Origin of the sequence: Bacillus sp. FSL K6-0255 (assembly GCF_045040725.1) — a bacterium.
Taxonomy (GTDB): Bacteria; Bacillota; Bacilli; order Bacillales; family Bacillaceae; genus Bacillus; species Bacillus subtilis.
In genome coordinates this window covers 2138329-2163176 of sequence record NZ_CP150278.1, presented here as the reverse complement: position 1 = coordinate 2163176, position 24848 = coordinate 2138329, and the positions used below count along the sequence as shown (strand labels likewise).

Below are 24848 nucleotides of genomic sequence, written 5' to 3'. Positions count from 1 at the left end.
TATGTCATTAAAAGGGAAACTCCAACGGATGAAAAAGCACATGGCGCTCGACGAAGGAGAACAAAAAATAGAAGCAGGCAAACAAGAAAACCACTTTGATGACATCCCGTTTTTAGAAGAGTGGGAGGCTTTTGGCATGAAGCCTTTCATCTTCGAAGATGAATATTGCCTCATCAGAGAAGTAGAATATTCGCTTTCTCACCGCCATGGGTTATACAGCTTTTCTGAGCTTGAGGAAGTGATCACACTGTGGAATCAAAGCGGCCTGTCGCATACATTGTCAGCAAAAGGGTATAACAAAAACAACCTCTTTTTCTTTGATACAGAAACAACCGGTCTTGGGGGTGGAGCTGGGAATACCATTTTTTTGCTTGGGCATGCGAGAGTATATGAAGACCGAGTGACAGTCAAACAGCATCTTTTGCCCAAACCGGGGAACGAAGTCGCCTTGTACCAAAGCTTTTTAAGCGAGGTTGACATTACATCACTTGTGACCTACAACGGCAAAGCCTTTGATTGGCCGCAGGTGAAAACAAGGCACACCTTGATCCGTGACAGACTTCCGAAGCTTCCGGAGTTTGGCCACTTTGATCTTTTGCATGGAGCTAGACGCCTGTGGAAACACAAAATGGACCGTGTATCTCTTGGCACGGTTGAAAAAGAGGAGCTCGGCATCCGCAGGCTAGAAGACACACCGGGCTACTTGGCGCCAATGCTTTACTTTCATTTTATCAAGGCGCAAGAGCCGGATCTTTTAAAAGGTGTCCTGCATCATAATGAAATGGATGTGTTATCACTCATTTCATTGTACATCCATATGTCTAAAAAAATCCTTTCAGAATCACATGCGCCAAAAGAACACAGTGAAGCCTATGCTATGGCGAAATGGTTTATGGCTCATAAAGAAACGGACCAAGCGATCAAGCAGTTGGAAAGGCTTATAGAAAAATCGTTTGAGGACCAGGACAGTGCACGGCTGGATTTATCGCTCCTGTACAAAAAACAAAACCGCTTGGAAGAAGCAGTGCCGCTTTGGGAAAAGCTGTCTCGCTCGCAAAACCAGAAGTGCAGATACGCTGCTGTAATAGAGCTCGCGAAATATTTTGAGCATAAGAAAAAAGAATTCGGAAAAGCATTGCAAGTAGCAGAGCAATTGCTTAGCGATGCGGCATGCTTATCAGAGAAAGAAACTGAAAAACTGCATGTGAGAATTGCCCGGCTGAAGAGGAAATATTCCTCTTAAATATTCCCCGGGAAAGCGCAAAAGACGACTTGTTTCGCCATGAATTTTTTTGCTGAATTCACATTGATTTTGTTGTAGAATAGCGGCGAATCCTGTAAAATGACGTTAGTTATTTTTAAAGGGAGAGTTGGTATGTATAAGGGTGTTTTTTACTTGTTCTTTGTTGTGGTATTTTTGATTGCTTTTGTGTTTTCAAACTTTAAAGACAGCTTAATTGCACACTTTTAAAATAGGTCTTTGCATCAGAACATGTACCCCTTATTTTTCATAGCTTAGTATTGTAATAAAGTTTATGGAAAGGGGATTTTATCATGCATCACTGCAGACCGCATATGATGGCGCCAATTGTCCATCCTACTCATTGCTGTGAACACCATACGTTTTCGAAGACTATCGTGCCGCACATTCACCCACAGCATACAACAAACGTAAACCACCAGCATTTTCAGCACGTTCACTACTTTCCACACACTTTCTCAAATGTTGACCCGGCTACGCATCAGCATTTTCAAGCAGGAAAACCTTGCTGCGACTACTAGTATGGAAAACGTGCAGCTTGATGGTGTAAACAATGTAGCACAACAAATGGGGCCCACGGGAGCCCCATTTTTTAAAGCAGGTGAAATGATGAAAGTATTGGCAATAACGGGCTATAAACCGTTTGAACTGGGGATATTTAAGCAGGATGACAAGGCGCTGTATTACATAAAAAAAGCCATCAAGAACCGGCTGATTGCTTTTTTGGATGAAGGATTAGAATGGATTTTAATTTCGGGCCAGCTTGGAGTTGAGCTGTGGGCGGCAGAAGTTGCATATGATTTGCAGGAGGAATACCCTGACTTAAAGGTAGCTGTCATCACACCATTTTACGAGCAGGAAAAGAACTGGAAAGAACCGAATAAGGAACAGTATGAAGCAGTTCTGGCTCAGGCAGACTATGAAGCAAGCCTAACTCACCGTCCTTATGAAAGCCCGCTTCAATTCAAACAAAAAAATCAGTTCTTCATTGATAAGTCCGACGGGCTTCTGCTTTTATATGACCCGGAAAAGGAAGGCTCCCCTAAGTATATGCTTGGGACAGCGGAAAAAAGGCGCGAACAGAATGGCTATCCCATCTACTTTATTACAATGGATGACTTGAGAGTGACAGTAGAGGAAGACAGCTACTCATAGCAATAAGAGAAATTTGACAACCGTACAGATTTCTGAAAAAATATATGTGATGATTCACGATACGAGGTGAAAAAGATGCTTGCTGATAAAGTAAAGCTTTCTGCGAAAGAAATTTTGGAAAAAGAATTTAAAACAGGCGTTAGAGGCTACAAGCAAGAAGACGTTGACAAATTTTTAGATATGATTATTAAGGATTATGAAACCTTCCATCAAGAAATTGAAGAACTGCAGCAGGAAAATCTGCAGCTGAAAAAACAGCTTGAAGAAGCCAGCAAAAAACAGCCTGTGCAATCTAACACAACAAACTTTGATATTTTAAAACGGCTGTCTAACTTAGAAAAACACGTTTTTGGCAGCAAGCTTTATGATTGATCACGCTTGAAAAAAATGGCGCTTGTAAATTGTAATCAGTTGTTATATAATAATTCATGTTCTTAACGTTCGGGTAATCGCTGCAGATCTTGAATCTGTAGAGGAAAGTCCATGCTCGCACGGTGCTGAGATGCCCGTAGTGTTCGTGCCTAGCGAAGTCATAAGCTAGGGCAGTCTTTAGAGGCTGACGGCAGGAAAAAAGCCTACGTCCTTCGGATATGGCTGAGTATCCTTGAAAGTGCCACAGTGACGAAGTCTCACTAGAAATGGTGAGAGTGGAACGCGGTAAACCCCTCGAGCGAGAAACCCAAATTTTGGTAGGGGAACCTTCTTAACGGAATTCAACGGAGAGAAGGACAGAATGCTTTCTGTAGATAGATGATTGCCGCCTGAGTACGAGGTGATGAGCCGTTTGCAGTACGATGGAACAAAACATGGCTTACAGAACGTTAGACCACTTACATTTAAAATGATGAAAACAAGCTCTCCCGTATAAGGAGAGCTTTTATCTTGAAAAGAGAAAAGTTTTAAAAGACAGGGTGATACGATGAAGAAGTATACACTAATTGCAACGGCGCCGATGGGCATTGAAGCTGTTGTCGCAAAGGAAGTACGAGATTTAGGATACGAATGCAAGGTTGATAACGGGAAAGTTATTTTTGAAGGTGATGCACTTGCCATCTGCCGTGCGAACCTTTGGCTTAGAACAGCCGACCGCATAAAGGTTCAGGTTGCTTCTTTTAAAGCGAAAACATTTGATGAACTGTTTGAAAAAACGAAAGCGATTAACTGGCGCTCATTTATACCTGAAAACGGGAAATTCCCTGTCATCGGAAAATCGGTAAAATCAACACTTGCAAGCGTTCCCGACTGTCAGCGGATCGTCAAAAAAGCAATTGTCGAAAAGCTCAAGCTGCAGTCCGGCAAAGCCAATGATTGGATTGAAGAAACAGGTGCCGAGTATAAAGTCGAAATTTCTTTATTGAAAGATCAGGCTTTGATTACACTGGACTCATCAGGGACAGGCCTTCACAAACGAGGATACCGTGTCGATCAGGGCGGTGCGCCGATTAAAGAAACACTTGCTGCCGCTTTGGTGCAATTAACCAATTGGACGCCAGACCGCCCGTTTGTTGATCCTTTCTGCGGCTCCGGAACAATCGCGATAGAAGCGGCGCTAATCGGCCAAAACATCGCCCCGGGATTCAATCGCGATTTTGTTTCAGAGGATTGGGAATGGATCGGTAAAGATCTGTGGAACAAAGCGCGGCTTGAAGTCGAAGAAAAGGCAAATTATGATCAGCCGCTTACAATTTTCGCTAGCGACATAGACCACCGCATGGTTCAAATCGCAAAAGAAAATGCAGAGGAAGCAGGATTGGGAGATCTAATCCAGTTCAAACAGATGCAGGTCAAAGACTTTACCACAAATCTGGAGTTTGGCGTAATTGTCGGCAACCCGCCATATGGAGAGCGTCTCGGCGAGAAAAAAGCCGTTGAACAGATGTACAAAGAAATGGGGCAGGCGTTCGAGCCGCTTGATACTTGGTCTGTGTATATGCTGACATCAAATGAAAACTTTGAGGAAGCATATGGCAGAAAAGCAACGAAGAAACGAAAACTCTTTAACGGGTTTATTAAAACGGATTATTATCAATACTGGTCAAAAGTAAGACCGCAGCGCAAGAAAACAGAAAACGCATAAAAAGAAGACGCTCTGCATGCGTCTTCTTTCATCTTTCAGCCCTATTCTATCGTTACCAACGGTGAGCTTTCGCGTTGCTTCTCAATATAATGTTGGTTTGGGACATTTCAGTGTGACCGTTTACTTGAGACTTAGAACGTTTAGGCCGCGTCCAATTGTGATGAAACAGTTCAGAATGCTGATCTAATCGGTTTCTATAACTCATGTCAACATCACTCCCTGATAGAATATTGTTGATAAGACGGATAATCCGGAGACGGAATATCAAGTGTAGTTTGTGCATGTTTCGGTGATAACATGCGGTAAAGCATGTATATAAAATGAAAAGTTCGCATACAATGATGATTATTTCCATCAGAGGTGATCTCATGCTGAACAGCGAACATTTTAATCTTATTCAAAGGGCGCTTGACGCAACAGCAAACGAGCTGAAGGAGCTCGGGACTGATTCGTCTCCGTCTGTGATTTCGCATGCGCAAACTGATTTAGAAAAAGCGGTAGAACATATTTATTCAACAGACCATCCTTTTTTATCGTCGCATGTGATCAATCGTAAGTAAACTGCAAAAAACTTGGCATTGCCAAGTTTTTTTATTGTATTCATCAGCGGAAAATGATATTATTGGTGGTCTGAATGTCGAATAGTTGGGGGTTGGAACTAGGTGACAACATCACGTTTGCCTTTTTCTTTAACGAAAACAAAGAATTTTTATGAAGAATTGAACAATTGGATTGGTGACGTGTTTTACGATATCCTTCCCGAAAAAGGGTTTGATCTTCGGGACGAGCAAGTATTTATGGCTTTTCAGCTGGAGCGGGCGTTTAAAGAGAAAAAAGTCATGTTCGCCGAAGCTGGAGTGGGAACGGGGAAAACGCTGGTATATCTTCTTTTTGCAATCAGCTATGCAAGGTATGTCGGCAAACCCGCCATCATCGCTTGTGCAGATGAAACATTAATTGAACAGCTAGTGAAAAAAGAGGGCGATATTTCTAAGCTGGCTGAGCATCTTGATCTGAAAATTGATACAAGGCTGTCAAAATCACATGAGCAATATTTATGCTTGAAGAAGCTTGAAAAAACAATGCAGCGTTCTGATGATGATAAATGGCTGGATCTTTATGAGTCGTTACCGTCATTTGTCCACGAGTCACAGGCGATGCAGCGCTTTTATCCGTATGGCGACCGTAAGCAGTACGCAAATCTATCGAATGAAGAGTGGTCTGACGTAAGCTACGACTCGTTTCAGGACTGTCTGACTTGTGATATGAGACACAGATGCGGTCTGACACTTTCCAGAGATTACTACCGCAAGTCAACGGACTTAATCATATGTTCCCATGATTTTTATATGGAGCATGTGTGGACGGAAGAATCACGCAAACGAGAGGGCCAGCTGCCGCTCTTGCCTGATCATAGTGCAGTTGTATTTGATGAGGGGCATTTGTTAGAGTTTGCTGCGCAAAAAGCGCTAACCTATAGAGTGAAGCAGTCTACTCTTGAATTGTTTTTAGAACGATTGCTGCAAAATGACATCAGAGAAGAGTTTGCAGAATTGATTGAAGATGCGCTTCTCGCAAACGACGAATTTTTCTATGTTCTTTCTGAAGAATCAAAGGAAGTAGCCGGTTCACACCGTTTAGAAATAAAAAATGACCATCGTGTCAAAAAGGCGGCGGACGAGCTTTGCCGTTTACTTGATAAAATCGGTGAGGCACTTGTATTTGAGTCTGAAATGTATACGATTGATAAATACGAGCTGTCAGTAGTGGAAGAATATGTTGAACAAATGGCGTATTCATTATCTCTATATCAAAAGGATGCGATCAGCTGGCTGGAGAAAAAGGAAGCAGAATCAACCTTTGTCGTGATGCCGAGAACGGTAGCAGAAGTACTTGGCGAAAAAGTGTTTTCTAAGAAAATTCCTTATATCTTCTCTTCTGCTACGCTGTCAGAAGGCGGTTCGTTTGATTATATTGCCGACAGTCTTGGGATTCATGATTATTTGTCATTAACTGTTGATTCCCCTTATGATTATGACGAGCAAATGAGTATTAATCTATACGCAAAAACAGATATGGCCGCTGAACAAAAAACGGCTGAAACGATTGAAACAATCAAACGTTACAAAGGAAGAACGCTGGTGCTTTTCCCTTCTTTTGAAGAATTAAACGAGTTTAAAGAGCTGTCGGCGGCATGGGAACTGCCGTATCCAATTTTCTTTGAAGGTGATGAGGAAATCAGCAGCTTAGTAGAGAAATTCCAAGAGGAAGAAGAAACAGTACTTTGTTCAGTTCACTTATGGGAAGGACTCGACATTCCCGGTGACGCATTGAAGAATGTTACCATTTGGTCATTACCGTTCCCGCCACACGATCCTGTATTTACAGCGAAGCGCAACGGAGCGAAAAAAGATCCGTTCGAAGAAGTTGATCTGCCATATATGTTGTTACGTGTACGGCAGGGCATCGGGCGCCTGATTCGCTCGAATCAAGACAGCGGCTCGATTCACATTTACGCTGGCGGAGAAAATGAACGCATCATTGATGAGGTCAAAAAGGTCTTGCCTGTTGAACCGCACATGATGTAATGGAAAAAAGCTGACGATCGTTCGTCAGCTTTTTTATTTGTCAGCGGGATAGCCAGCCGCCATCAACTGCTAAAATATGTCCATTTACATAATCTGAAGCACGTGATGCCAAAAAGACTGCAGTCCCCCCGATATCATCCGCTTGGCCCCAGCGGCCGGCAGGAATTCTCTTTAAAATGTCCTCATTTCGCTTTTCGTCATCCCGAATAGGCTTTGTATTCGCAGTAGAAATATAGCCTGGGGCGATTGCGTTGACCTGAATACCTGACGCTGCCCACTCATTTGCAAATGATTTTGTCAAACCGGCAACAGCGTGTTTGCTCGCGGTGTAAGCCGGAACGAGGATGCCGCCTTGAAAAGACAGGAGAGAGGCAATATTAATAATCTTTCCATGACCTCTTTTCAGCATGTGCCTGCCAGCAAGCTGTGTCAGAATAAACAGGCTGTTTAGATTGACATTCAGTACGTGCTGCCAGTTCTCTTCTGAAAAATCTTCCGCTTTTTCCCGATGAATAATGCCGGCATTATTGACAAGGATGTGGATCTGCCTGTTTTCAAACAGCTCAGCTGCAGAATCCTTTATCGCTTCCGGCTTGCTCATGTCCAATGTAAAAGATGTAAATATCCGGCCTTCCTGTTCCACAAGCTGCTGTGTTTCAGACAGGCTGCTTTTATGTGATGTGCCGATAATATCAGCGCCAGCCCCGGCTAGGGCTTTGGCAATTCCTTGACCGATCCCTGTTCCAGGGCCTGTCACCAGCGCTGTTTTTCCTTCTAATGAAAAGGCGTCATGTAGATAACCCATCTTATTTCAGCCCATCCATCGGAACGAGATCCATGTCCGTAAATGTGTAATTTTCTCCAGCCATCGCCCACACAAAGCTATAGTTTGATGTTCCTGCGCCAGAATGAATAGACCAGGCGGGAGAAAGGACAGCCTGCTCATTTCCAACAACAAGATGGCGTGTTTCGTCCGGCTGGCCCATGAAATGAAATACCTTTGAATCCTTTTCAAGATCCAGATAAAGATAAGCCTCCATCCGACGGTCATGAACGTGTGCTGGCATGGTATTCCAGTTGTTGTTTTGATCTAACATCGTTATTCCCATCATCAGCTGACAGCTTTTAATGCCATCCTGATGAATAACTTTGTACAGACTTCTGACATTAGACGCTGCATCATCACCAAGGCGGTCCGGTGTCAGTTCAGCTAGGGCGGCTTTTTGTGTTGGATAGCTTTTGTGGGCGCAAGCGGAGACGAAGTAAAACTTCGCTTTTTCACCGTTCAGGCTTGAAAATGATACATCCTGATTACCCATTCCGATATAGAGAAAATCCTTTGTTTGAAGCACATATTCATCATCGCCGACTCTAACGGCACCAGGCTGGCTGACATTAATAATCCCGATTTCACGCCGTTCCAAAAAGAAGTCTGTTTTTAGAAAATCACCTGCATCAAGCTTCAGTTCACTTTGCCCTGGAGCCGCTCCGCCGATGACAACCCGGTCTTCATGTGAGTAATACATCGAAAGTTTGTTTTCTGTAAATAAAGGATCCATTAAGAAATGACTGCGAAGCTCCTCTGTTGTAAAGCGTTTTACTTGTTCAGGATGTACAGAATAACGATTTTCCATTATATTTCCCCCTTGGTTAGGATTTCAGCATCACTTGAATGAAAATATTTTGGTAACGGTTTCAAAGAAAATTTTAGGATAAATAGTGAAAAGAGTCAACGGAAAATAATGAATTGACACATTATTAAAAAAACTCTTTCCAAATTTTAAAATTATGGTATTCTTTTGTTGTAACGGTTTTGAAATCGGTTTCAAATATATGAGATACAGGAGCACTTGAATGAAAAAGAAAACAACAGGCCATACAACCATCAAAGATGTAGCTGAATGTGCAGGAGTTTCGAAATCGACAGTTTCCCGCTATATTAACGGAAAAATTGACGCGATTTCTCCTGAAAAAGTGAAAAACATTAAAAAGGCAATCGCAGAATTGAATTATCGGCCGAGTAAAATGGCACAAGGTTTGAAAATAAAAAAAAGCAAGTTAATCGGATTTGTTGTAGCTGACATTACAAATCCTTTTTCGGTCGCTGCTTTCAGGGGAGTCGAAGAGGTTTGTGATCAATATGGTTACAGCATTATGGTGTGCAACACAGATAACAGTCCTGAAAAAGAGCGGGAAATGCTCTTAAAGCTAGAAGCCCATTCGGTTGAGGGCTTGATTTTAAACGCAACAGGGGAAAACAAGGATGTACTCCGCGCTTTTGCTGAACAGCAAATTCCAACAATCTTAATTGACCGGAAACTGCCGGATCTGAAACTGGATACCGTAACGACTGACAACAGATGGATCACAAAAGAGATTCTTCAGAAGGTGTACAGCAAAGGGTATACTGATGTCGCGCTGTTTACCGAACCGATTTCCTCTATCAGCCCTCGTGCAGAAAGAGCAGCTGTGTATCAGGAAATGGCTTCGGTTCATAATGTGAACGGGGTCAGATTGCATGAAATTGACGTAAAGGACAAGGAGCAGCTTAAGGCGGCGCTTCGTTCTTTTCACAAGGAAATGCCGGAGCAAAAAAAAGCGATTCTGGCTTTGAATGGCTTGATTATGCTGAAAATCATCAGCTGTATGGAAGAGCTTGGCCTGCGCATCCCTCAAGATATAGGGATTGCAGGATTCGATGATACGGAATGGTATAAACTGATCGGTCCAGGTATTACAACGATCGCCCAGCCGTCACATGATATGGGCAGGACGGCGATGGAACGTGTATTAAAAAGGATTGAAGGTGACAAAGGAGCGCCTCAAACCATTGAATTAGAGGCAAAAGTCATCATGAGAAAGTCACTTTAATCCTAGGTGCCCTCAACTAAGAGGAGGTTGGGAAGAGATGAAGCTTGATGCGGTGACATTCGGGGAATCAATGGCCATGTTTTATGCAAATGAGTATGGAGGCCTTCATGAAGTATCCACTTTTTCTAAAGGGCTTGCCGGAGCAGAAAGCAATGTCGCCTGCGGCCTTGCCAGACTCGGATTTCGAATGGGATGGATGAGCAAGGTCGGCAATGATCAGCTCGGAACGTTTATTTTACAAGAGCTTAAAAAAGAGGGAGTGGATGTGTCCCGCGTGATCCGCTCGCAGGACGAAAATCCCACCGGGCTGCTGCTGAAGTCAAAAGTGAAAGAAGGCGACCCGCAAGTTACCTACTATAGGAAAAACTCAGCTGCAAGCACATTAACTTCAGCTGAATATCCGAGAGATTATTTTCAATGCGCAGGCCATTTGCATGTGACAGGCATTCCGCCTGCCTTGTCAGCCGAGATGAAAGACTTCACGTATCATGTCATGAACGACATGAGAAACGCAGGGAAGACCATTTCATTCGACCCTAATGTAAGACCTTCGCTTTGGCCTGATCAAGCAACAATGGTACACACAATCAATGATCTGGCTGGGCTTGCAGACTGGTTTTTCCCGGGTATCGCAGAGGGAGAGCTATTGACCGGAGAAAAAACACCTGAAGGCATTGCCGACTATTATTTGAAAAAAGGTGCCAGCTTTGTTGCTATTAAACTTGGAAAAGAAGGCGCTTACTTTAAAACGGGGACAAGTGAAGGATTTCTAGAAGGCTGCCGGGTCGACCGGGTGGTTGATACGGTCGGCGCCGGAGACGGATTTGCAGTCGGTGTAATCAGCGGTATCCTAGACGGTTTGTCGTACAAGGATGCGGTGCAAAGGGGAAATGCGATTGGCGCTTTGCAAGTGCAGGCACCGGGGGATATGGACGGTTTGCCGACCAGGGAGAAATTAGCTTCTTTTTTATCTGCTCAAAGAACGGTTCACCAAAAGAAAGGGGATTATTAATATGGAGTCCAAAGTCGTTGAAAACCGTCTGAAAGAAGCAAAGCTGATTGCAGTCATTCGTTCAAAGGATAAGCAGGAGGCCTGTCAGCAGATTGAGAGTTTATTAGATAAAGGGATTCGTGCAGTTGAAGTGACGTATACGACCCCCGGGGCATCAGATATTATCGAATCCTTCCGTAATAGGGAAGATATTTTAATTGGCGCGGGCACGGTCATCAGCGCGCAGCAAGCTGGGGAAGCTGCTGAGGCTGGCGCGCAGTTTATTGTCAGTCCGGGTTTTTCAGCTGATCTTGCTGAACATCTATCTTTTGTAAAGACACATTATATCCCCGGCGTCTTGACTCCGAGCGAAATTATGGAAGCGTTGACATTCGGGTTCACGACATTAAAGCTGTTCCCAAGCGGTGTGTTTGGCATTCCGTTTATGAAAAATTTAGCGGGTCCTTTCCCGCAGGTGACCTTTATTCCGACAGGCGGGATACATCCGTCTGAAGTGCCTGATTGGCTTAGAGCCGGAGCTGGCGCCGTCGGAGTCGGCAGCCAGTTGGGCAGCTGTTCAAAAGAGGATTTGCAGGCTGTTTTCCAAGTGTAAGTGGAATTGTTTTTTCATAACCGGAGGATGGGAGAATCCACAATATGAAAATCAAGGCGACAATTGAACGGGTACCTGGCGGAATGATGATTATTCCGCTATTTCTTGGAGCGGCGCTCAACACGTTTGCGCCTGGAACAGCGGAGTTCTTTGGAGGGTTTACGGGTGCTTTGATTACCGGAACGCTGCCGATACTGGGTGTTTTTATCTTTTGCGTAGGAGCAACGATTGATTTTCGTTCTTCAGGCTATATCGCAAGAAAAGGAATCACGTTATTATTGGGGAAGATCGGATTTGCGGCGCTGCTCGGCGTGATTGCAGCGCAATTTATACCTGACGAAGGCATACAATCCGGCTTTTTTGCAGGCCTTTCTGTTTTAGCAATTGTCGCGGTAATGAATGAAACGAACGGCGGACTGTATTTGGCGCTCATGAATCACATGGGAAGAAAAGAGGATGCGGGCGCTTTCGCCTTTATCAGTACAGAATCTGGTCCTTTTATGACCATGGTGACGTTTGGTGTGACGGGACTTGCCGCATTCCCATGGGAAACGCTGGCAGCGACAGTCATCCCGTTTTTACTTGGATGTATACTTGGAAATCTGGATCATGATCTCAGAGACTTATTCAGCAAGGTTGTGCCGGCGATCATTCCATTTTTCGCCTTTTCGCTCGGCAATACCTTGAATTTTGGAATGCTGATCCAATCAGGGCTGCTCGGCATTTTTATCGGAGTTTCTGTCGTCATTTTATCGGGCAGTTCTTTGTTTTTGCTTGATCGTTTTATTGCGCGGGGAGATGGTGTCGCGGGAGTGGCCGCTTCTTCTACGGCAGGGGCGGCTGTAGCCGTGCCATATGCATTAGCGGAAGCGAATGCCTCATTTGCGCCAGTTGCTGAGTCGGCAACTGCAATTATCGCGACAAGCGTTATTGTCACCTCGCTCTTAACCCCGCTGGCAACAGTGTGGGTAGATAAAAAAATCAAGCAGAAAAAGCGGAGAACACCTCCGCCAAAAAATCAAATGACGATCAACTGAATAAAAAGGCTGCCACAAAACATACCGGCAGCCTTTTATACAAACAATTTGACTTTCATACCCCCTTCCATTAGCCTGTAATGGAACGGCTAGAATAGGGAGGGAATGGATATGGAGATACATACATATGAAAAAGAATTTTTTGATCTTTTAAAAAGAATCTCACATTACAGCGAAGCAGTTGCGTTAATGCACTGGGACTCCAGAACAGGCGCGCCGAAAAACGGCTCAGAGGATCGTGCCGAAAGTATCGGCCAGCTTTCAACAGATATATTCAATATCCAAACATCAGATCGAATGAAGGAGCTTATCGATGTCCTGTATGAACGATTTGATGACTTGTCGGAAGATACGAAAAAAGCAGTGGAACTGGCGAAAAAAGAGTATGAAGAGAATAAGAAAATCCCTGAGGCTGAATACAAAGAATACGTGATTCTCTGTTCAAAGGCAGAAACAGCGTGGGAGGAAGCGAAAGGAAAATCTGATTTCAGCTTGTTTTCTCCTTATTTAGAACAGCTGATTGAATTCAATAAACGTTTTATTACGTATTGGGGATATCAAGAGCATCCTTATGATGCATTGCTTGATTTGTTTGAGCCCGGCGTCACGGTAAAGGTGCTTGATCAGCTGTTTGCTGAGCTGAAGGAAGCGATTATCCCTCTTGTTAAACAGGTGACAGCTTCCGGAAATAAACCAGATACAAGCTTTCTTACAAAAGCGTTCCCGAAAGAAAAGCAAAAAGAGCTCAGTCTGTATTTTTTACAGGAGCTTGGCTACGATTTTGATGGCGGAAGACTTGATGAAACCGTTCATCCGTTTGCAACTACGCTGAATCGGGGAGACGTTCGGGTCACGACGAGATATGATGAAAAAGATTTCCGGACGGCGATCTTTGGCACCATTCATGAGTGCGGGCACGCGATATACGAGCAAAATATTGATGAAGCACTCAGTGGCACGAATTTGTCAGACGGCGCATCAATGGGAATTCATGAATCGCAATCATTATTTTACGAGAATTTTATCGGCCGCAACAAGCATTTTTGGACACCGTACTATCAGAAGATTCAAGAAGCATCACCTGAACAGTTCAAGGACATCTCCCTGGATGATTTTGTCCGGGCAATCAATGAATCAAAACCTTCATTTATCAGGGTCGAAGCGGATGAATTAACGTATCCTCTTCATATCATCATCCGTTATGAAATTGAAAAAGCGATTTTCAGCAATGAAGTGTCTGTGGAAGATCTGCCGTCGCTTTGGAATCAAAAATACCAGGATTATTTAGGGATTACACCGCAGACCGACGCAGAGGGGATTTTACAGGACGTCCATTGGGCAGGTGGAGATTTCGGCTACTTCCCATCCTATGCGCTCGGCTACATGTATGCGGCTCAGCTGAAACAAAAAATGCTTGAGGATCTCCCTGAATTTGACGCTCTCTTGGAAAGAGGAGAGTTCCATCCGATAAAGCAATGGCTGACGGAAAAGGTGCACATTCACGGAAAACGGAAAAAGCCGTTAGACATTATTAAAGATGCAACAGGAGAAGAGCTGAATGTTCGCTATTTAATTGATTATTTATCAAACAAATATTCAAATCTCTATCTGTCATAATCAAAAGCCTGGCGGCGCGGTCGTCAGGCTCTTTTATATCGAATCCCCTTGAAATACGAATGATATCTAAAAAAACAAAAATAAAGTTCGGGAATTTTTATTTTCAGCCTATGCAAGAGATTAGAATCTTGATATAATTTATTACAATATAATAGGAACACTCATATAATCGCGTGGATATGGCACGCAAGTTTCTACCGGGCACCGTAAATGTCCGACTATGGGTGAGCAATGGAACCGCACGTGTACGGTTTTTTGTGATATCAGCATTGCTTGCTCTTTATTTGAGCGGGCAATGCTTTTTTTATTCTCATAACGGAGGTAAGACAAGATGGAAGCACTGAAACGGAAAATAGAGGAAGAAGGCGTCGTATTATCTGATCAGGTATTGAAAGTGGATTCTTTTTTGAATCACCAAATTGATCCGCTGCTTATGCAGAGAGTTGGTGACGAATTTGCGTCCAGGTTTGCAAAAGACGGTATTACCAAAATTGTGACAATCGAATCATCAGGTATCGCTCCCGCTGTAATGACGGGCTTGAAGCTGGGTGTGCCAGTTGTCTTCGCGAGAAAGCATAAATCGTTAACACTCACCGACAATTTGCTGACAGCGTCTGTTTATTCCTTTACGAAACAAACAGAAAGCCAAATCGCAGTGTCTGGGACCCACCTGTCGGATCAGGATCATGTGCTGATTATCGATGATTTTTTGGCAAATGGACAGGCAGCGCACGGGCTTGTGTCGATTGTGAAGCAAGCGGGAGCTTCTATTGCGGGAATTGGCATTGTTATTGAAAAGTCATTTCAGCCGGGAAGAGATGAACTTGTGAAACTGGGCTACCGAGTGGAATCTTTGGCAAGAATTCAGTCTTTAGAAGAAGGGAAAGTGTCCTTCGTACAGGAGGTTCATTCATGAGAAATGGATTCGGCAAAACGCTGTCTTTAGGGATTCAGCATGTTCTTGCCATGTATGCCGGCGCTATTGTTGTTCCTCTGATTGTTGGAAAAGCAATGGGACTGACTGTCGAGCAGCTGACTTACTTAGTATCGATTGATATTTTTATGTGCGGTGTGGCTACCCTTCTGCAAGTGTGGAGCAACCGATTTTTTGGGATCGGGCTTCCGGTAGTGCTTGGATGTACCTTTACAGCTGTATCGCCAATGATTGCGATTGGATCTGAATATGGGGTTTCAACAGTTTACGGCAGCATTATCGCTTCAGGCATTCTTGTCATTTTTATTTCATTTTTCTTTGGAAAGCTCGTATCGTTTTTTCCGCCGGTCGTGACAGGCTCTGTTGTTACGATTATCGGTATTACATTGATGCCGGTTGCCATGAATAACATGGCCGGCGGAGAAGGAAGTGCAGATTTCGGAGATCTCTCCAACCTTGCTCTTGCTTTTACCGTGTTGAGTATCATTGTGCTTCTGTACCGTTTTACAAAAGGCTTTATCAAGTCCGTCTCGATTTTGATCGGTATTTTGATTGGCACCTTCATCGCTTATTTTATGGGGAAAGTTCAATTTGATAATGTTTCGGATGCGGCAGTTGTTCAAATGATTCAGCCATTTTACTTCGGCGCGCCGTCTTTTCATGCAGCGCCTATCATTACGATGTCCATCGTTGCAATTGTCAGCCTTGTGGAGTCAACTGGTGTTTACTTTGCTTTAGGTGACCTGACAAACCGCCGTTTGACAGAGAAAGATTTGTCTAAAGGCTATCGAGCTGAAGGACTGGCTGTGCTTCTGGGCGGTATTTTTAACGCTTTTCCTTATACGGCATTCTCTCAAAATGTCGGGCTTGTTCAGCTCACAGGGATCAAAAAAAATGCCGTCATTGTGGTCACAGGTGTGATACTAATGGCATTTGGGCTGTTTCCAAAGATCGCTGCTTTTACGACCATTATTCCATCCGCTGTTTTGGGCGGTGCAATGGTGGCGATGTTTGGAATGGTGATCGCTTACGGAATTAAAATGCTCAGCCGCATTGATTTTGCGAAACAGGAAAATCTGCTGATTGTTGCCTGCTCAGTGGGATTGGGGCTCGGTGTGACCGTTGTGCCGGATATTTTCAAACAGCTTCCGAGTGCCTTAACGCTGCTTACAACGAATGGCATTGTGGCGGGCAGCTTTACTGCAGTCGTCTTAAATATTGTATATAACGTTTTTTCTAAAGCTAAAAAAACAGAACAAGAAGCTGACCTCGCTGAACAAAAAACAGCAGTCTAACTCCGCCGCGGCGGAGTTTTTTTGCATATAAAAAAGATTGTTGCGGCACAATGTATGCAAAGAGGTGATCGCATGGCGTTTATTTTATCCATTGGAACAAGTCTTCCTGCGTATAATGTAAACCAAGAGAAAGCGGCCGAGTTCGCCCGCTATATGTTTCAGCATTCTTTTAAGGATATTGACCGGCTGTTATCCTCCTTTAAAAACGGGCAAATCTATTCGAGACAGTTTGTTAAGCCGATTGAATGGTATAAAGAGGGGCACAGCTTTGAAGAAAAAAATCAAATATACATAGAAGAAACACTGAAACACAGCAGAGCGGCTGTTCGTGAGTGCCTCTCTCATCCGGAATTTTTTCAAGAAGCCATTCCTTATGAGAAAGTGGAAGCTGTTTTTTTCGTCTCCAGTACAGGTCTTTCCACACCGAGTATCGAGGCGCGGCTTATGAATGAACTTCCGTTTTCTCCATATACGAAGCGGATTCCGATTTGGGGGCTTGGCTGTGCAGGAGGAGCCAGCGGACTTGCGCGTGCAGCCGAATACTGCAAAGCGTATCCTGAGGCTTTTGTGCTTGTCATTGCTGCCGAGCTGTGCAGCCTGACATTCCAGCCGGAAGATAAAACGAAAAGCAATCTGATTGGCACCTCGCTTTTTGGTGACGGCATTGCCGCAGCTTTATTATGCGGAGAGAAGGCGGACCGCAGGATGTCAAAGCTGAAGCTTGCGCCGAAGATAATGGACGCCCAATCTGTTTTGATGAAACAATCAGAAGATGTCATGGGCTGGGACTTTACCGATCAAGGATTCAAAGTCATTTTCTCACGAGACATTCCGACCTTGGTGGAAAAATGGCTCAAAACAAATGTACAGATTTTTTTGGACAAACATAAGCTGTCATTCCATGATATCAGTGTTTTTTTGGCGCATCCAGGCGGAAAAAAAGTGATCGATGCATACATCAAAAGTCTCGGGCTGTCGTCAGAAAAGCTTTCATCTGCGCAAAGCATTTTGCAAAAGCACGGAAATATGTCTTCAGCTACAATCTTGTATGTGATCAAAGACCATCTGCAGAACGGACATAAAAAGGAAGCTGAACGAGGAATGATTGGCGCATTAGGGCCGGGTTTCTCATCAGAGTTGCTATTATTCAGCTGGGAAAAGGAGGCCTGACTCATGTTTTGGTTGTTGATCGCCATTCTCATTGTTCAAAGAGCAGCAGAAATGGCAGTGGCCAGGCAAAACGAACAAAAGGTAAAGAAGCAAGGAGCAATTGAATTTGGCGAGAGCCACTATCCGTATATCATTACGATGCATATCCTTTTTTTCCTGTCCTTAATTGCCGAGGTGCTGCTGATGAATAAACAGCCGTCCAGCTGGTGGCTCGGTATCGCTGCAGTGATTTTAAGCGTACAGATCGTACGGTATTGGGCGCTTTGTTCCTTAGGGGCATATTGGAATACGAAAATCCTTGTTGTTCCAGGTGTAGAGCTTGTAAAAAAAGGTCCATATAAATGGATGAAACATCCAAACTATGCCGTTGTTATACTTGAAATTTTGCTGATTCCGCTGCTTTATCAAGCATACGTCACCATGTGTCTGTTTTCCATTTTCAATGCCGTGTTGTTAAGCGTCAGAATTCGCGCAGAAGACAAAGCATTACAGGAATACAGCGTAAAATAGCGATTGAAAATCATTCTCAACCATGTTAAAATGAATTTGAAAAAGATTCTCAATCAGGATGGTGAAGCAAATGACTATGCTGTTTTTGCTTGGAGCGGTTTGTACATATAGTGTATTAATTGGTTTTGTATTAAAAGGAATCTCTAATAAATCTGTTTGATGAATCTGGAACTTGTAAAAGTTGCAGATTTTCTTTTATAGAAGCTGCCGTAATGGCGGCTTTTTTCTATTCTCCTAAAGAAATTTGGTTTATTCTTGTGTAAAATGAAAAGGGAATGAATTCAGATCTTTCGAAAAAGGTTCACAATTGAAACGGCACAAAGGGGTTTAGACTTATGACAGATCAAAACAGAAAAGAGCTTTTGCATAAAACCGGGGAACTTTATAAGCAATTTATTGAGAATCAAGATGAACAAAGGGCTGCTAAACTGGCTGCGGTCATGAAAAAAGCGGCTGATGAAGAGGTTTATATCGCGTTTACCGGGCATTATTCAGCGGGGAAATCGTCACTGCTGAACTGCCTGTTAATGGAGAATATTTTGCCGACAAGCCCGATTCCGACAAGCGCTAACCTTGTTGTGATCAGAAACGGGGAAAAGCGAGTTCGGCTTCATACAACAGACGGAGCGTGTGCTGAGCTGGAAGGGACTTACCAGAAAGACAAGGTGCAGCAATATTGTAAAGACGGGGAACAGATTGAAAGCGTCGAAATTTTTGACAGGTATACTGAGATCGATTCCGGGGTTGCGTATATTGATACTCCAGGGATAGATTCAACAGATGATGCTCATTTTCTATCGGCTGCTTCTATTCTTCACCAAGCGGATGCGCTGTTTTACGTCGTTCACTATAATCACGTGCACTCTGAGGAAAATGTAAAGTTTCTCAGATCAATAAAAGAAAGCATTCCGAATGTGTATTTTATCGTCAATCAAATTGACCGCTATGATGAGACGGAGACGAAATTTGGAGACTATCAAGCGCAGGTAGAGGAGATGCTTTGCAATGAAGGGATTTCAAGGGAAGCGCTCTATTTTACATCAGTAACAGAACCGGATCACCCGTTCAATCAGATGGGGGCCCTGAGAGAAGAGTTAAGCAGAATAGAACAGCAATCAAAAAGCAATATGCAGGCTTTAACCGAACAAAAAGTCCGTAATCTGCTAAAGGAACATACGGAAATGCTGAAGAAAGACGAAGCAGGCGCTCCGAGTTTCGCTGAACAGCTTAATATCCATACTGGACTGGTCCAATCGCTGCGTGATCAATTGGATGAGGCCGAAAAACAAATGACTGAGGCAGAGAAGAGGATGCAGGAAGAAATCAATCGTATTTTAAAAAACGCCAACCTGACGCCTTTTGAAATGCGTGAATTGGCGGCTGCATTTTTAGAATCACAAGAGCCTTCCTTTAAAACCGGCTTTTTCTTTTCTAAAGCGAAAACTGCACAGGAAAGAGATAAAAGGCGGAATGCTTTTTTCTCTGATGTGGCAAAACGAACAGAGGCCGAAGCGGATTGGCATATGATAGACACGCTTCATAAACTCGCCAAGGTATTTGATGTCTATACCGCTGAAAGTGAAAAGCTGATTCAGGCCTATCGCACACCGCTTGATATAAGCATCATTGAACACGCGGTCAAGCATGGTGCAGCCTTTTCCTCTGAATATGTATTGCAATATACAAAAGACTTGGCAGAGCTCATCCGGAAAGAGGCGAAAAGAGAAGCCGCAGACATCATAAAGGTGCTCTCCGCTATGGTGAAAGAGCGTGTTTCCAAAGATGTGCAAACAATTAACGACCGGCTCGTCCAAGAATCAGAAAAACTTGTCTTTCTTCAAGAACAGGCACGTTTAGAGAATAATGCCCGAGAGAAAACCGATCGCCTGTGGGCCATTTGGGAAGAAGAGTCCGCATGCCCAATGCATATAGACACAGAATGGTTTAAATCGAAGAAAACAAGAGTGGCGGCTCCAGAGCAGAAACAAGGCCGAAGCCAGCTGACGGCGCAGCCGATGCCGAAATCAGAAATCAAAATGGAACAAGAAATGCCGCTTCAAGACCAAATCAAACGCTTTTACACTTTGTCTGACATTTTAGGCGAATGCAGCATGTTGTTAAAGCAAACTTCAGCGTTTCGTGAAAGGGTGAAAAGGCTTGAGGAACGGAAATTTACACTCGCTCTTTTTGGAGGCTTTAGCTCGGGGAAATCATCATTTGCCAATGCGCTTGTCGGCGAAAGAGTGCTGCCATCCTCACCAACGCCAACCACAGCGACAATTAACAAGATCACAAAGCCAATCAATGGCAACTTAAACAAAACAGCGAATGTAGTGTTTAAGACAGAGGATGACTTAACGGCTGAAATTTTGCAGCTCACCGGAATACCAAAGGAGCCGGCAGGCCGTTCCTTCACAGAGAAGTGGGAAAAGGCAGTCAAAAAAAACAGGCTGCAGGAAGAACACGTGAAATTGATCAGCAATTTCCTGCTTGCATACGAGAAGTATCAGCAGTATATACAGGAACAGAAGAAATTAACGATTCCGCTCTCTGAATTAAAGCCGTATGTAGCAGAGGAAACAACGGCCTGTGCTGTGAAAGAGGTAACGGTCTACTATACATGCCCGCTCACTGAAAAAGGGATTACGATCGTTGATACACCCGGCGCGAGCAGCATGAATAAACGGCATACAGAACTGGCATTCCAATATATCAAAGATGCTGATGCATTTTTTTATATGACTTATTATCAGCACTCTTTTTCAAAAGGAGACCGTTCATTTTTGCGAAAGCTTGGACTTGTGAAAGAATCGCTCAGCATGGATAAAATGTTTTTTATTATTAATGCTGCAGACCTTGCAAAAGATAAAACAGAGCTCGAAACAGTGACCGATTATGTCAGCGCAGAGCTTGTAAAAGAAGGGGTTTATGAGCCGCAGCTCTTTACCGTATCAAGTAAGGAGGAACTGGTGGGAAAACCGGAGTCATTTTATAATCAGTTCTCGAAAGTAAGAAAACACTTAGACCGGTTTATCGAAGTGGATGTAAAAAAAGCGTCAGCAGCGCAGCTCAGTTCGGAGGCAGACAAACTATGCGAAACTGTTTTTCAGCTTCACCAATCCCAGCATCAGTCCCGAGAAGAGAAGGAAGCGCAGAAACAGTGCCTTATGCTGTCATTTGAGCGGACAGCGGCCGATATCGAGAAACGGCGGAACTCAAAAACCATCATTGAAAAAGTAAAAAAAGATACAAGAGAGCAGCTATATCACATTGCACAGCGATTATCATATTTTGCAAATGATTTATTAAAATCGGCATTTCATCCCGGGCTGCAAAACGGGGATTGGAAAAAGAACGTCAGTAAAGCGATGACAACAGCCTTACATGAATATCTATTTGAATATATTCAGGAAATCAAAACGCTTGATGTTCGCATGAGCGGTTTCATCGAACGGCATATCAATGAAGAATGGCTGGATCATTTTCAAAAAACATTAAACGAGGACGGTTATTTTTCCGTTTATGCGGGTGATCAGCATTCGAACGGCATACAGTTGAAGGAAGTTGAACCGGAAATAGAAGAACGTGCTTTTGAGCAGGAACTAAAAGAGATCAAATCACCGAAGCAGTTTTTTGAGCAGAAAGGAAAAGCGACCTTTATCGAAGCTGTACGGATGAAACTTACGAAAATCACAGAGGCATGGATAAAAAATGAAGAAGAAAGCCTGATATCTCATTACACTGCTCACCTCAGACGCTTACAGGAAGATATGGGTGAAAAAGCAATCGCGCAAATAACGGATCAAAAAGAGACATATTTAAGAGGATATGCGGAAGGGGAACATGCGAAAGAGATTGAAATGGCGTATCAGGCGTGCATCTCCTGGAAAAATTCAGACAATACAATAAAAATGTAAAATTCAGTTGGCTTGTATTTCAAGTCATGATAGACTAAATAGAAAAAAGCGAGATGAACGATTAATGTCAGAGGTACATAAAGCAATTTCAGCACATTCATCAAAACAGCACGAGCATATCAAAGCATTTATGCGTCTTGAAAATATGCGTGAATTGGCGATTGAAGAAGCTGTTGCTAAATGCAGAAACGATGAGCCTTATACTACAGATGCAATTAATGAAATTACCGAGCAAATGAATCAGCTCGCTAAAAAAGGCATCGTCCCGACAAGACGGCTTGTATCAAAAGAAATGGTCAGAGAATACGTAAGCCGCATGTAAGCTGGATGATCCTGTCGCGAGTGAACCTCCTGCCGGAAGCATATACTATATGCATCCGACGTAAGGGGGGATTCATGTTGGGCAGAACAAAGCTCGGAAACAGAAATGCACAGGCGAATAACAACGCCAAAAAGAAAAACGGATTTCAAACCCATTTTGACTCTTACGCAGGACGCGAAGCTGAAAAGCTGATCGCCAGCAACAAAAGACACAACGATTGATAAATATTCAAACAGTATCTCTAATTAAAGAGATACTGTTTTTTATTTTTGGGCTGCTTTATGATAAAATAGAAGGAATGAAAGAAAAGGGAGTTATTTGATGAATAATAATAAACTATTGCTGGTTGACGGCATGGCTCTTTTATTCCGGGCCTTTTTTGCCACGGCCGTACATCGCAACTTTATGATAAATGACAGCGGGGTGCCGACGAACGGCGTCAACGGCTTTTTAAAGCATTTGATTACAGCTGTGGAAACATTCCAGCCGACACACGTCGTCTGCTGCTGGGACATGGGGAGCAAAACGTACCGAAATGACTTGTTCCAAGATTATAAGGCCAACCGCAGCGCGCCGCCTGTGGAGCTGATTCCGCAGTTTGATTTGGCAAAGGAAGCAGCCGCAGAGCTTGGAATCATGAATATTGGCTTTGCCGGCTATGAAGCGGATGACTGTATCGGTACTCTTGCCGATTTATTTGCGAATGAAGCGGACATTACGGTGGTAACAGGGGACAGAGATTTACTTCAGCTGTTAACGGATAAAGTAAGCGTTGCTTTGCTTCAAAAAGGAATCGGAAATTATAAAGTCTATACAAAAGAGACTTTTTATGAAGAAACAGGCGTAATGCCGAAGGCTTTGATTGATATTAAAGCGCTTATGGGTGATTCCAGTGATAACTATCCCGGAGTCAAAGGCATTGGAGAAAAAACAGCCTACAAACTGATTCGTGAATACGAAACGATTGACCGTTTATTGGAAAATCTTTCTCTTCTTCCAAAAGGACAGCAGGGAAAAATTCAGCAAGGTTTAAGCGATTTGGAGATGTCGAGGAAGCTTGCGGAAATCCATTGCTCAGTGCCGCTGGCCTGCACACTGAAAGACGCTTTATTTACTTTGCAAATGGAGCAGGCGGCTGACATGCTTCGCCGCCACCAAATTAAAGGAATTGAGCGTATGCTTGAAAAGCTGAACGCTAGAGAGATCGTTTAGATCCTCTCTAGCGTTTTGTATTGCTTTTTTTTGCTCTCTCCTCAAGCTCTGTTTTAGGGTCATTATGTGTATTGCCTTCCAGGTCGCCTTGCGGAGTAACACCGCCGGTCAGCCGGCCTTTATCTTTCTTTTTCATGTTAGTTCACCTCGCCATTAGGATGAACCAATGATCAAGATTTAATTCTTTTCATTCAGCCGAATCGCTTCTTTTGCCAGAAGATCGGCTTTTTGGTTTTGCTTGCCCGGTATCCATTTGATGAAAAAAAGAGGGAATGCCGCTTTTAATCGGATGATCTCTTCTACAAACGGTTGAAACGTTATATTTTTAACCATTTCAAGCTCAGTGGCGCGTTCCACAATATCTGAATCGGTTCGAAAGGAAACTGATTGATACCCGCGCGTTGCACATAGCTTCATCCCTTCAATTAATGCAAGAAATTCCGCTTCCTGGTTTGTATGCACTCCGATTGGAATAGAGAAAGATTCTGCTTTTCCCTCATGTTTGATAAAAATGCCGATACCGGAAGGCCCTGGATTACCGGCGCTTGCGCCGTCTACATATATTTCTGTAGGCATTATGAACTCCTTTCATCATTAGGTATCATTTTTTTGGCTGCATAGGCATAAGGCAATGAAATTAAAGATACCGCAAACTTAATCAAATATGTAGAAATAAAAATATGAAGCCACACGTCTGCCGGATAAATGCCGAGAAAGGCGACTGCAGTGAATATGAATGTATCAAACAACTGGCTGACTGCTGTACTGCCGCCGTTTCTGAGCCATAAAAGCCGATCAGAAGGAAATATCCTTCTAATTGCCGAATATACATAAACATCCAGCGTTTGGCTGAAGATAAAGGCAAGCAGACTTCCTAACGCAACTCGCGGAAGGAATCCGAAGATCGTTTCCAGCGCTGTTTGTGATATGTCGCTGGAAGCCGGTTCGAAAAGCAGCACGCCCTGCATGACAAATGTCAGCGTCAGGAGCGTTGAGAATCCGAGCCATACCGCTTTTCTGGCTTCAGCTGGTCCGTATTTTTCATTCAGCACATCTGTCGCAAAAAAGATTGTGCCATACATCACATTCCCGAGTGTCGCTGTTAAGCCAAACAGTTCGACTGTTTTGACGACTTGGAGGTTGGCGCAGACTGTCGCAAAACCGATCCAAACAAACAGTCCCATTTTGCCAAATCCTTTATAAAATAAAAGAACAATGATAAAATGAATGATCGCAAAAAAGATCCAAAACGAATTATTAAACAAGATGAAAAAGCTT

Annotated in this window: 28 protein-coding genes, 1 other RNA gene and 1 riboswitch; of the genes, 23 read left to right on the top strand and 6 right to left on the bottom strand. The window is 43.5% G+C overall.

Features of this window, described 5'->3' with window-relative positions:
- Position 1 precedes the first annotated feature (1 nt).
- From mrfB to MHB62_RS10885, 7 genes are all read left to right on the top strand, one after another.
- On the top strand, positions 2–1243 hold the full coding sequence (mrfB, locus tag MHB62_RS10915) for a metal-dependent exonucleaseMrfB (protein WP_029726790.1): 1242 nt from the start codon (positions 2–4) through the stop codon (positions 1241–1243).
- Positions 1244–1342: 99 nt separating this feature from the next.
- Entirely contained in the window at positions 1343–1471 is a 129-nt protein-coding gene (locus MHB62_RS10910) for a hypothetical protein (protein ID WP_003230707.1), read from the top strand.
- 83 nt (positions 1472–1554) lie between these two features.
- Positions 1555–1782, top strand: a complete 228-nt coding sequence (gene cotD, locus MHB62_RS10905) for a spore coat protein CotD (RefSeq protein ID WP_010886551.1) — start codon at positions 1555–1557, stop codon at positions 1780–1782.
- A gap of 88 nt (positions 1783–1870) precedes the next feature.
- The gene (locus MHB62_RS10900) at positions 1871–2416 is read left to right on the top strand and encodes a DUF1273 domain-containing protein (RefSeq protein WP_032722380.1); all 546 of its coding nucleotides are present in this window, start codon (positions 1871–1873) and stop codon (positions 2414–2416) included.
- A gap of 75 nt (positions 2417–2491) precedes the next feature.
- On the top strand, positions 2492–2788 hold the full coding sequence (gene gpsB / locus MHB62_RS10895; protein WP_003225629.1) for a cell division regulator GpsB: 297 nt from the start codon (positions 2492–2494) through the stop codon (positions 2786–2788).
- A gap of 65 nt (positions 2789–2853) precedes the next feature.
- An RNA gene (gene rnpB, locus MHB62_RS10890) (RNase P RNA component class B) lies at positions 2854–3235 on the top strand.
- Between the two features lie 100 nt (positions 3236–3335).
- Complete coding sequence (locus MHB62_RS10885) at positions 3336–4493, top strand: class I SAM-dependent RNA methyltransferase (RefSeq protein WP_009967571.1); 1158 nt, start codon at positions 3336–3338, stop codon at positions 4491–4493.
- A gap of 52 nt (positions 4494–4545) precedes the next feature.
- Here the strand turns inward: MHB62_RS10885 and MHB62_RS10880 are convergent, their stop codons facing one another.
- Complete coding sequence (locus MHB62_RS10880; protein WP_010327933.1) at positions 4546–4698, bottom strand: YpzG family protein; 153 nt, start codon at positions 4696–4698, stop codon at positions 4546–4548.
- A gap of 163 nt (positions 4699–4861) precedes the next feature.
- Here MHB62_RS10880 and MHB62_RS10875 point away from each other — a divergent pair, with 163 nt between their 5' ends.
- Positions 4862–5053, top strand: a complete 192-nt coding sequence (locus tag MHB62_RS10875) for a hypothetical protein (protein WP_003246090.1) — start codon at positions 4862–4864, stop codon at positions 5051–5053.
- A gap of 102 nt (positions 5054–5155) precedes the next feature.
- Entirely contained in the window at positions 5156–7081 is a 1926-nt protein-coding gene (locus MHB62_RS10870; RefSeq protein ID WP_032722026.1) for an ATP-dependent DNA helicase, read from the top strand.
- A gap of 40 nt (positions 7082–7121) precedes the next feature.
- On the opposite strand, the gene kduD is transcribed toward MHB62_RS10870, so the two are convergent.
- Both kduD and kduI read right to left on the bottom strand, forming a co-directional pair.
- Entirely contained in the window at positions 7122–7886 is a 765-nt protein-coding gene (gene kduD, locus MHB62_RS10865) for a 2-dehydro-3-deoxy-D-gluconate 5-dehydrogenase KduD (RefSeq protein ID WP_029726792.1), read from the bottom strand.
- Between the two features lies 1 nt (position 7887).
- Positions 7888–8715: a 5-dehydro-4-deoxy-D-glucuronate isomerase gene (gene kduI, locus MHB62_RS10860; protein WP_029726793.1), complete on the bottom strand. Its 828-nt coding sequence runs from the start codon at positions 8713–8715 to the stop codon at positions 7888–7890.
- Positions 8716–8935: 220 nt separating this feature from the next.
- On the opposite strand from kduI, the gene kdgR reads away from it, so the two are divergent.
- The 14 genes from kdgR to exnP all read left to right on the top strand — a co-directional run bounded on the left by kdgR (position 8936) and on the right by exnP (position 23570).
- Positions 8936–9952, top strand: coding sequence for a pectin utilization transcriptional regulator KdgR (kdgR, locus tag MHB62_RS10855; RefSeq protein WP_029726794.1), 1017 nt, complete (start codon positions 8936–8938; stop codon positions 9950–9952).
- Between the two features lie 37 nt (positions 9953–9989).
- Positions 9990–10964 carry a 2-dehydro-3-deoxygluconokinase gene (gene kdgK / locus MHB62_RS10850; protein WP_015251846.1) on the top strand — a complete coding sequence of 325 codons (975 nt, stop codon included), beginning with the start codon at positions 9990–9992 and terminating at the stop codon, positions 10962–10964.
- Position 10965: 1 nt separating this feature from the next.
- Positions 10966–11556, top strand: coding sequence for a bifunctional 4-hydroxy-2-oxoglutarate aldolase/2-dehydro-3-deoxy-phosphogluconate aldolase (eda, locus tag MHB62_RS10845; protein WP_029726795.1), 591 nt, complete (start codon positions 10966–10968; stop codon positions 11554–11556).
- Between the two features lie 44 nt (positions 11557–11600).
- The gene (gene kdgT, locus MHB62_RS10840) at positions 11601–12593 is read left to right on the top strand and encodes a 2-keto-3-deoxygluconate transporter (RefSeq protein ID WP_015714144.1); all 993 of its coding nucleotides are present in this window, start codon (positions 11601–11603) and stop codon (positions 12591–12593) included.
- Between the two features lie 111 nt (positions 12594–12704).
- On the top strand, positions 12705–14210 hold the full coding sequence (ypwA, locus tag MHB62_RS10835) for a carboxypeptidase (protein ID WP_029726796.1): 1506 nt from the start codon (positions 12705–12707) through the stop codon (positions 14208–14210).
- Positions 14211–14351: 141 nt separating this feature from the next.
- Positions 14352–14451, top strand: a riboswitch (purine riboswitch).
- Positions 14452–14541: 90 nt separating this feature from the next.
- Positions 14542–15126: a xanthine phosphoribosyltransferase gene (xpt, locus tag MHB62_RS10830; RefSeq protein ID WP_015714142.1), complete on the top strand. Its 585-nt coding sequence runs from the start codon at positions 14542–14544 to the stop codon at positions 15124–15126.
- Positions 15123–16439, top strand: a complete 1317-nt coding sequence (gene pbuX, locus MHB62_RS10825) for a xanthine permease PbuX (protein ID WP_015714141.1) — start codon at positions 15123–15125, stop codon at positions 16437–16439. Before xpt ends, pbuX begins: the two co-directional genes overlap by 4 nt.
- Positions 16440–16511: 72 nt before the next feature.
- Positions 16512–17609 (top strand): type III polyketide synthase BpsA, encoded by a 1098-nt coding sequence (gene bpsA, locus MHB62_RS10820; RefSeq protein WP_029726798.1) that lies wholly within the window; start codon positions 16512–16514, stop codon positions 17607–17609.
- Between the two features lie 3 nt (positions 17610–17612).
- Positions 17613–18119: an alkylpyrone methyltransferase gene (bpsB, locus tag MHB62_RS10815; RefSeq protein WP_004398552.1), complete on the top strand. Its 507-nt coding sequence runs from the start codon at positions 17613–17615 to the stop codon at positions 18117–18119.
- Positions 18120–18189: 70 nt separating this feature from the next.
- Positions 18190–18279, top strand: a complete 90-nt coding sequence (gene fbpC / locus MHB62_RS10810) for a Fur-regulated basic protein FbpC (RefSeq protein ID WP_100069434.1) — start codon at positions 18190–18192, stop codon at positions 18277–18279.
- A 175-nt stretch (positions 18280–18454) separates the two neighbouring features.
- Positions 18455–22036, top strand: a complete 3582-nt coding sequence (gene dynA, locus MHB62_RS10805; protein ID WP_032722024.1) for a dynamin GTPase — start codon at positions 18455–18457, stop codon at positions 22034–22036.
- 64 nt (positions 22037–22100) lie between these two features.
- On the top strand, positions 22101–22358 hold the full coding sequence (locus MHB62_RS10800; protein WP_003230757.1) for a YpbS family protein: 258 nt from the start codon (positions 22101–22103) through the stop codon (positions 22356–22358).
- Between the two features lie 74 nt (positions 22359–22432).
- Positions 22433–22579: a hypothetical protein gene (locus tag MHB62_RS10795; protein WP_003230761.1), complete on the top strand. Its 147-nt coding sequence runs from the start codon at positions 22433–22435 to the stop codon at positions 22577–22579.
- Between the two features lie 100 nt (positions 22580–22679).
- Complete coding sequence (exnP, locus tag MHB62_RS10790; RefSeq protein WP_003230763.1) at positions 22680–23570, top strand: 5'-3' exonuclease ExnP; 891 nt, start codon at positions 22680–22682, stop codon at positions 23568–23570.
- A gap of 7 nt (positions 23571–23577) precedes the next feature.
- Here the strand turns inward: exnP and sspL are convergent, their stop codons facing one another.
- Genes sspL through MHB62_RS10775 form a run of 3 tightly spaced genes read right to left on the bottom strand, consistent with a single transcriptional unit; the run spans position 23578 to position 24835 of the window.
- Positions 23578–23706 carry a small, acid-soluble spore protein L gene (sspL, locus tag MHB62_RS10785; protein ID WP_003218255.1) on the bottom strand — a complete coding sequence of 43 codons (129 nt, stop codon included), beginning with the start codon at positions 23704–23706 and terminating at the stop codon, positions 23578–23580.
- A 41-nt stretch (positions 23707–23747) separates the two neighbouring features.
- Positions 23748–24146 (bottom strand): reverse transcriptase-like protein, encoded by a 399-nt coding sequence (locus tag MHB62_RS10780; RefSeq protein WP_003230765.1) that lies wholly within the window; start codon positions 24144–24146, stop codon positions 23748–23750.
- Entirely contained in the window at positions 24146–24835 is a 690-nt protein-coding gene (locus MHB62_RS10775; protein ID WP_003230767.1) for a queuosine precursor transporter, read from the bottom strand. The genes MHB62_RS10780 and MHB62_RS10775 overlap by 1 nt, the downstream gene beginning before the upstream one ends.
- Between the last annotated feature and the right edge of the window lie 13 nt (positions 24836–24848).

Bases quoted from the DNA above. Each gene is read 5' to 3' on its own strand.
- mrfB (WP_029726790.1), top strand. From the start codon at position 2: ATGTCATTAAAAGGGAAACTCCAACGGATGAAAAAGCACATGGCGCTC.
- MHB62_RS10910 (WP_003230707.1), top strand. From the start codon at position 1,343: ATGACGTTAGTTATTTTTAAAGGGAGAGTTGGTATGTATAAGGGTGTT.
- cotD (WP_010886551.1), top strand. From the start codon at position 1,555: ATGCATCACTGCAGACCGCATATGATGGCGCCAATTGTCCATCCTACT.
- MHB62_RS10900 (WP_032722380.1), top strand. From the start codon at position 1,871: ATGAAAGTATTGGCAATAACGGGCTATAAACCGTTTGAACTGGGGATA.
- gpsB (WP_003225629.1), top strand. From the start codon at position 2,492: ATGCTTGCTGATAAAGTAAAGCTTTCTGCGAAAGAAATTTTGGAAAAA.
- MHB62_RS10885 (WP_009967571.1), top strand. From the start codon at position 3,336: ATGAAGAAGTATACACTAATTGCAACGGCGCCGATGGGCATTGAAGCT.
- MHB62_RS10880 (WP_010327933.1), bottom strand. From the start codon at position 4,698: ATGAGTTATAGAAACCGATTAGATCAGCATTCTGAACTGTTTCATCAC.
- MHB62_RS10875 (WP_003246090.1), top strand. From the start codon at position 4,862: ATGCTGAACAGCGAACATTTTAATCTTATTCAAAGGGCGCTTGACGCA.
- kduD (WP_029726792.1), bottom strand. From the start codon at position 7,886: ATGGGTTATCTACATGACGCCTTTTCATTAGAAGGAAAAACAGCGCTG.
- kduI (WP_029726793.1), bottom strand. From the start codon at position 8,715: ATGGAAAATCGTTATTCTGTACATCCTGAACAAGTAAAACGCTTTACA.
- kdgR (WP_029726794.1), top strand. From the start codon at position 8,936: ATGAAAAAGAAAACAACAGGCCATACAACCATCAAAGATGTAGCTGAA.
- kdgK (WP_015251846.1), top strand. From the start codon at position 9,990: ATGAAGCTTGATGCGGTGACATTCGGGGAATCAATGGCCATGTTTTAT.
- eda (WP_029726795.1), top strand. From the start codon at position 10,966: ATGGAGTCCAAAGTCGTTGAAAACCGTCTGAAAGAAGCAAAGCTGATT.
- kdgT (WP_015714144.1), top strand. From the start codon at position 11,601: ATGAAAATCAAGGCGACAATTGAACGGGTACCTGGCGGAATGATGATT.
- ypwA (WP_029726796.1), top strand. From the start codon at position 12,705: ATGGAGATACATACATATGAAAAAGAATTTTTTGATCTTTTAAAAAGA.
- xpt (WP_015714142.1), top strand. From the start codon at position 14,542: ATGGAAGCACTGAAACGGAAAATAGAGGAAGAAGGCGTCGTATTATCT.
- pbuX (WP_015714141.1), top strand. From the start codon at position 15,123: ATGAGAAATGGATTCGGCAAAACGCTGTCTTTAGGGATTCAGCATGTT.
- bpsA (WP_029726798.1), top strand. From the start codon at position 16,512: ATGGCGTTTATTTTATCCATTGGAACAAGTCTTCCTGCGTATAATGTA.
- bpsB (WP_004398552.1), top strand. From the start codon at position 17,613: ATGTTTTGGTTGTTGATCGCCATTCTCATTGTTCAAAGAGCAGCAGAA.
- fbpC (WP_100069434.1), top strand. From the start codon at position 18,190: ATGACTATGCTGTTTTTGCTTGGAGCGGTTTGTACATATAGTGTATTA.
- dynA (WP_032722024.1), top strand. From the start codon at position 18,455: ATGACAGATCAAAACAGAAAAGAGCTTTTGCATAAAACCGGGGAACTT.
- MHB62_RS10800 (WP_003230757.1), top strand. From the start codon at position 22,101: ATGTCAGAGGTACATAAAGCAATTTCAGCACATTCATCAAAACAGCAC.
- MHB62_RS10795 (WP_003230761.1), top strand. From the start codon at position 22,433: ATGTTGGGCAGAACAAAGCTCGGAAACAGAAATGCACAGGCGAATAAC.
- exnP (WP_003230763.1), top strand. From the start codon at position 22,680: ATGAATAATAATAAACTATTGCTGGTTGACGGCATGGCTCTTTTATTC.
- sspL (WP_003218255.1), bottom strand. From the start codon at position 23,706: ATGAAAAAGAAAGATAAAGGCCGGCTGACCGGCGGTGTTACTCCGCAA.
- MHB62_RS10780 (WP_003230765.1), bottom strand. From the start codon at position 24,146: ATGCCTACAGAAATATATGTAGACGGCGCAAGCGCCGGTAATCCAGGG.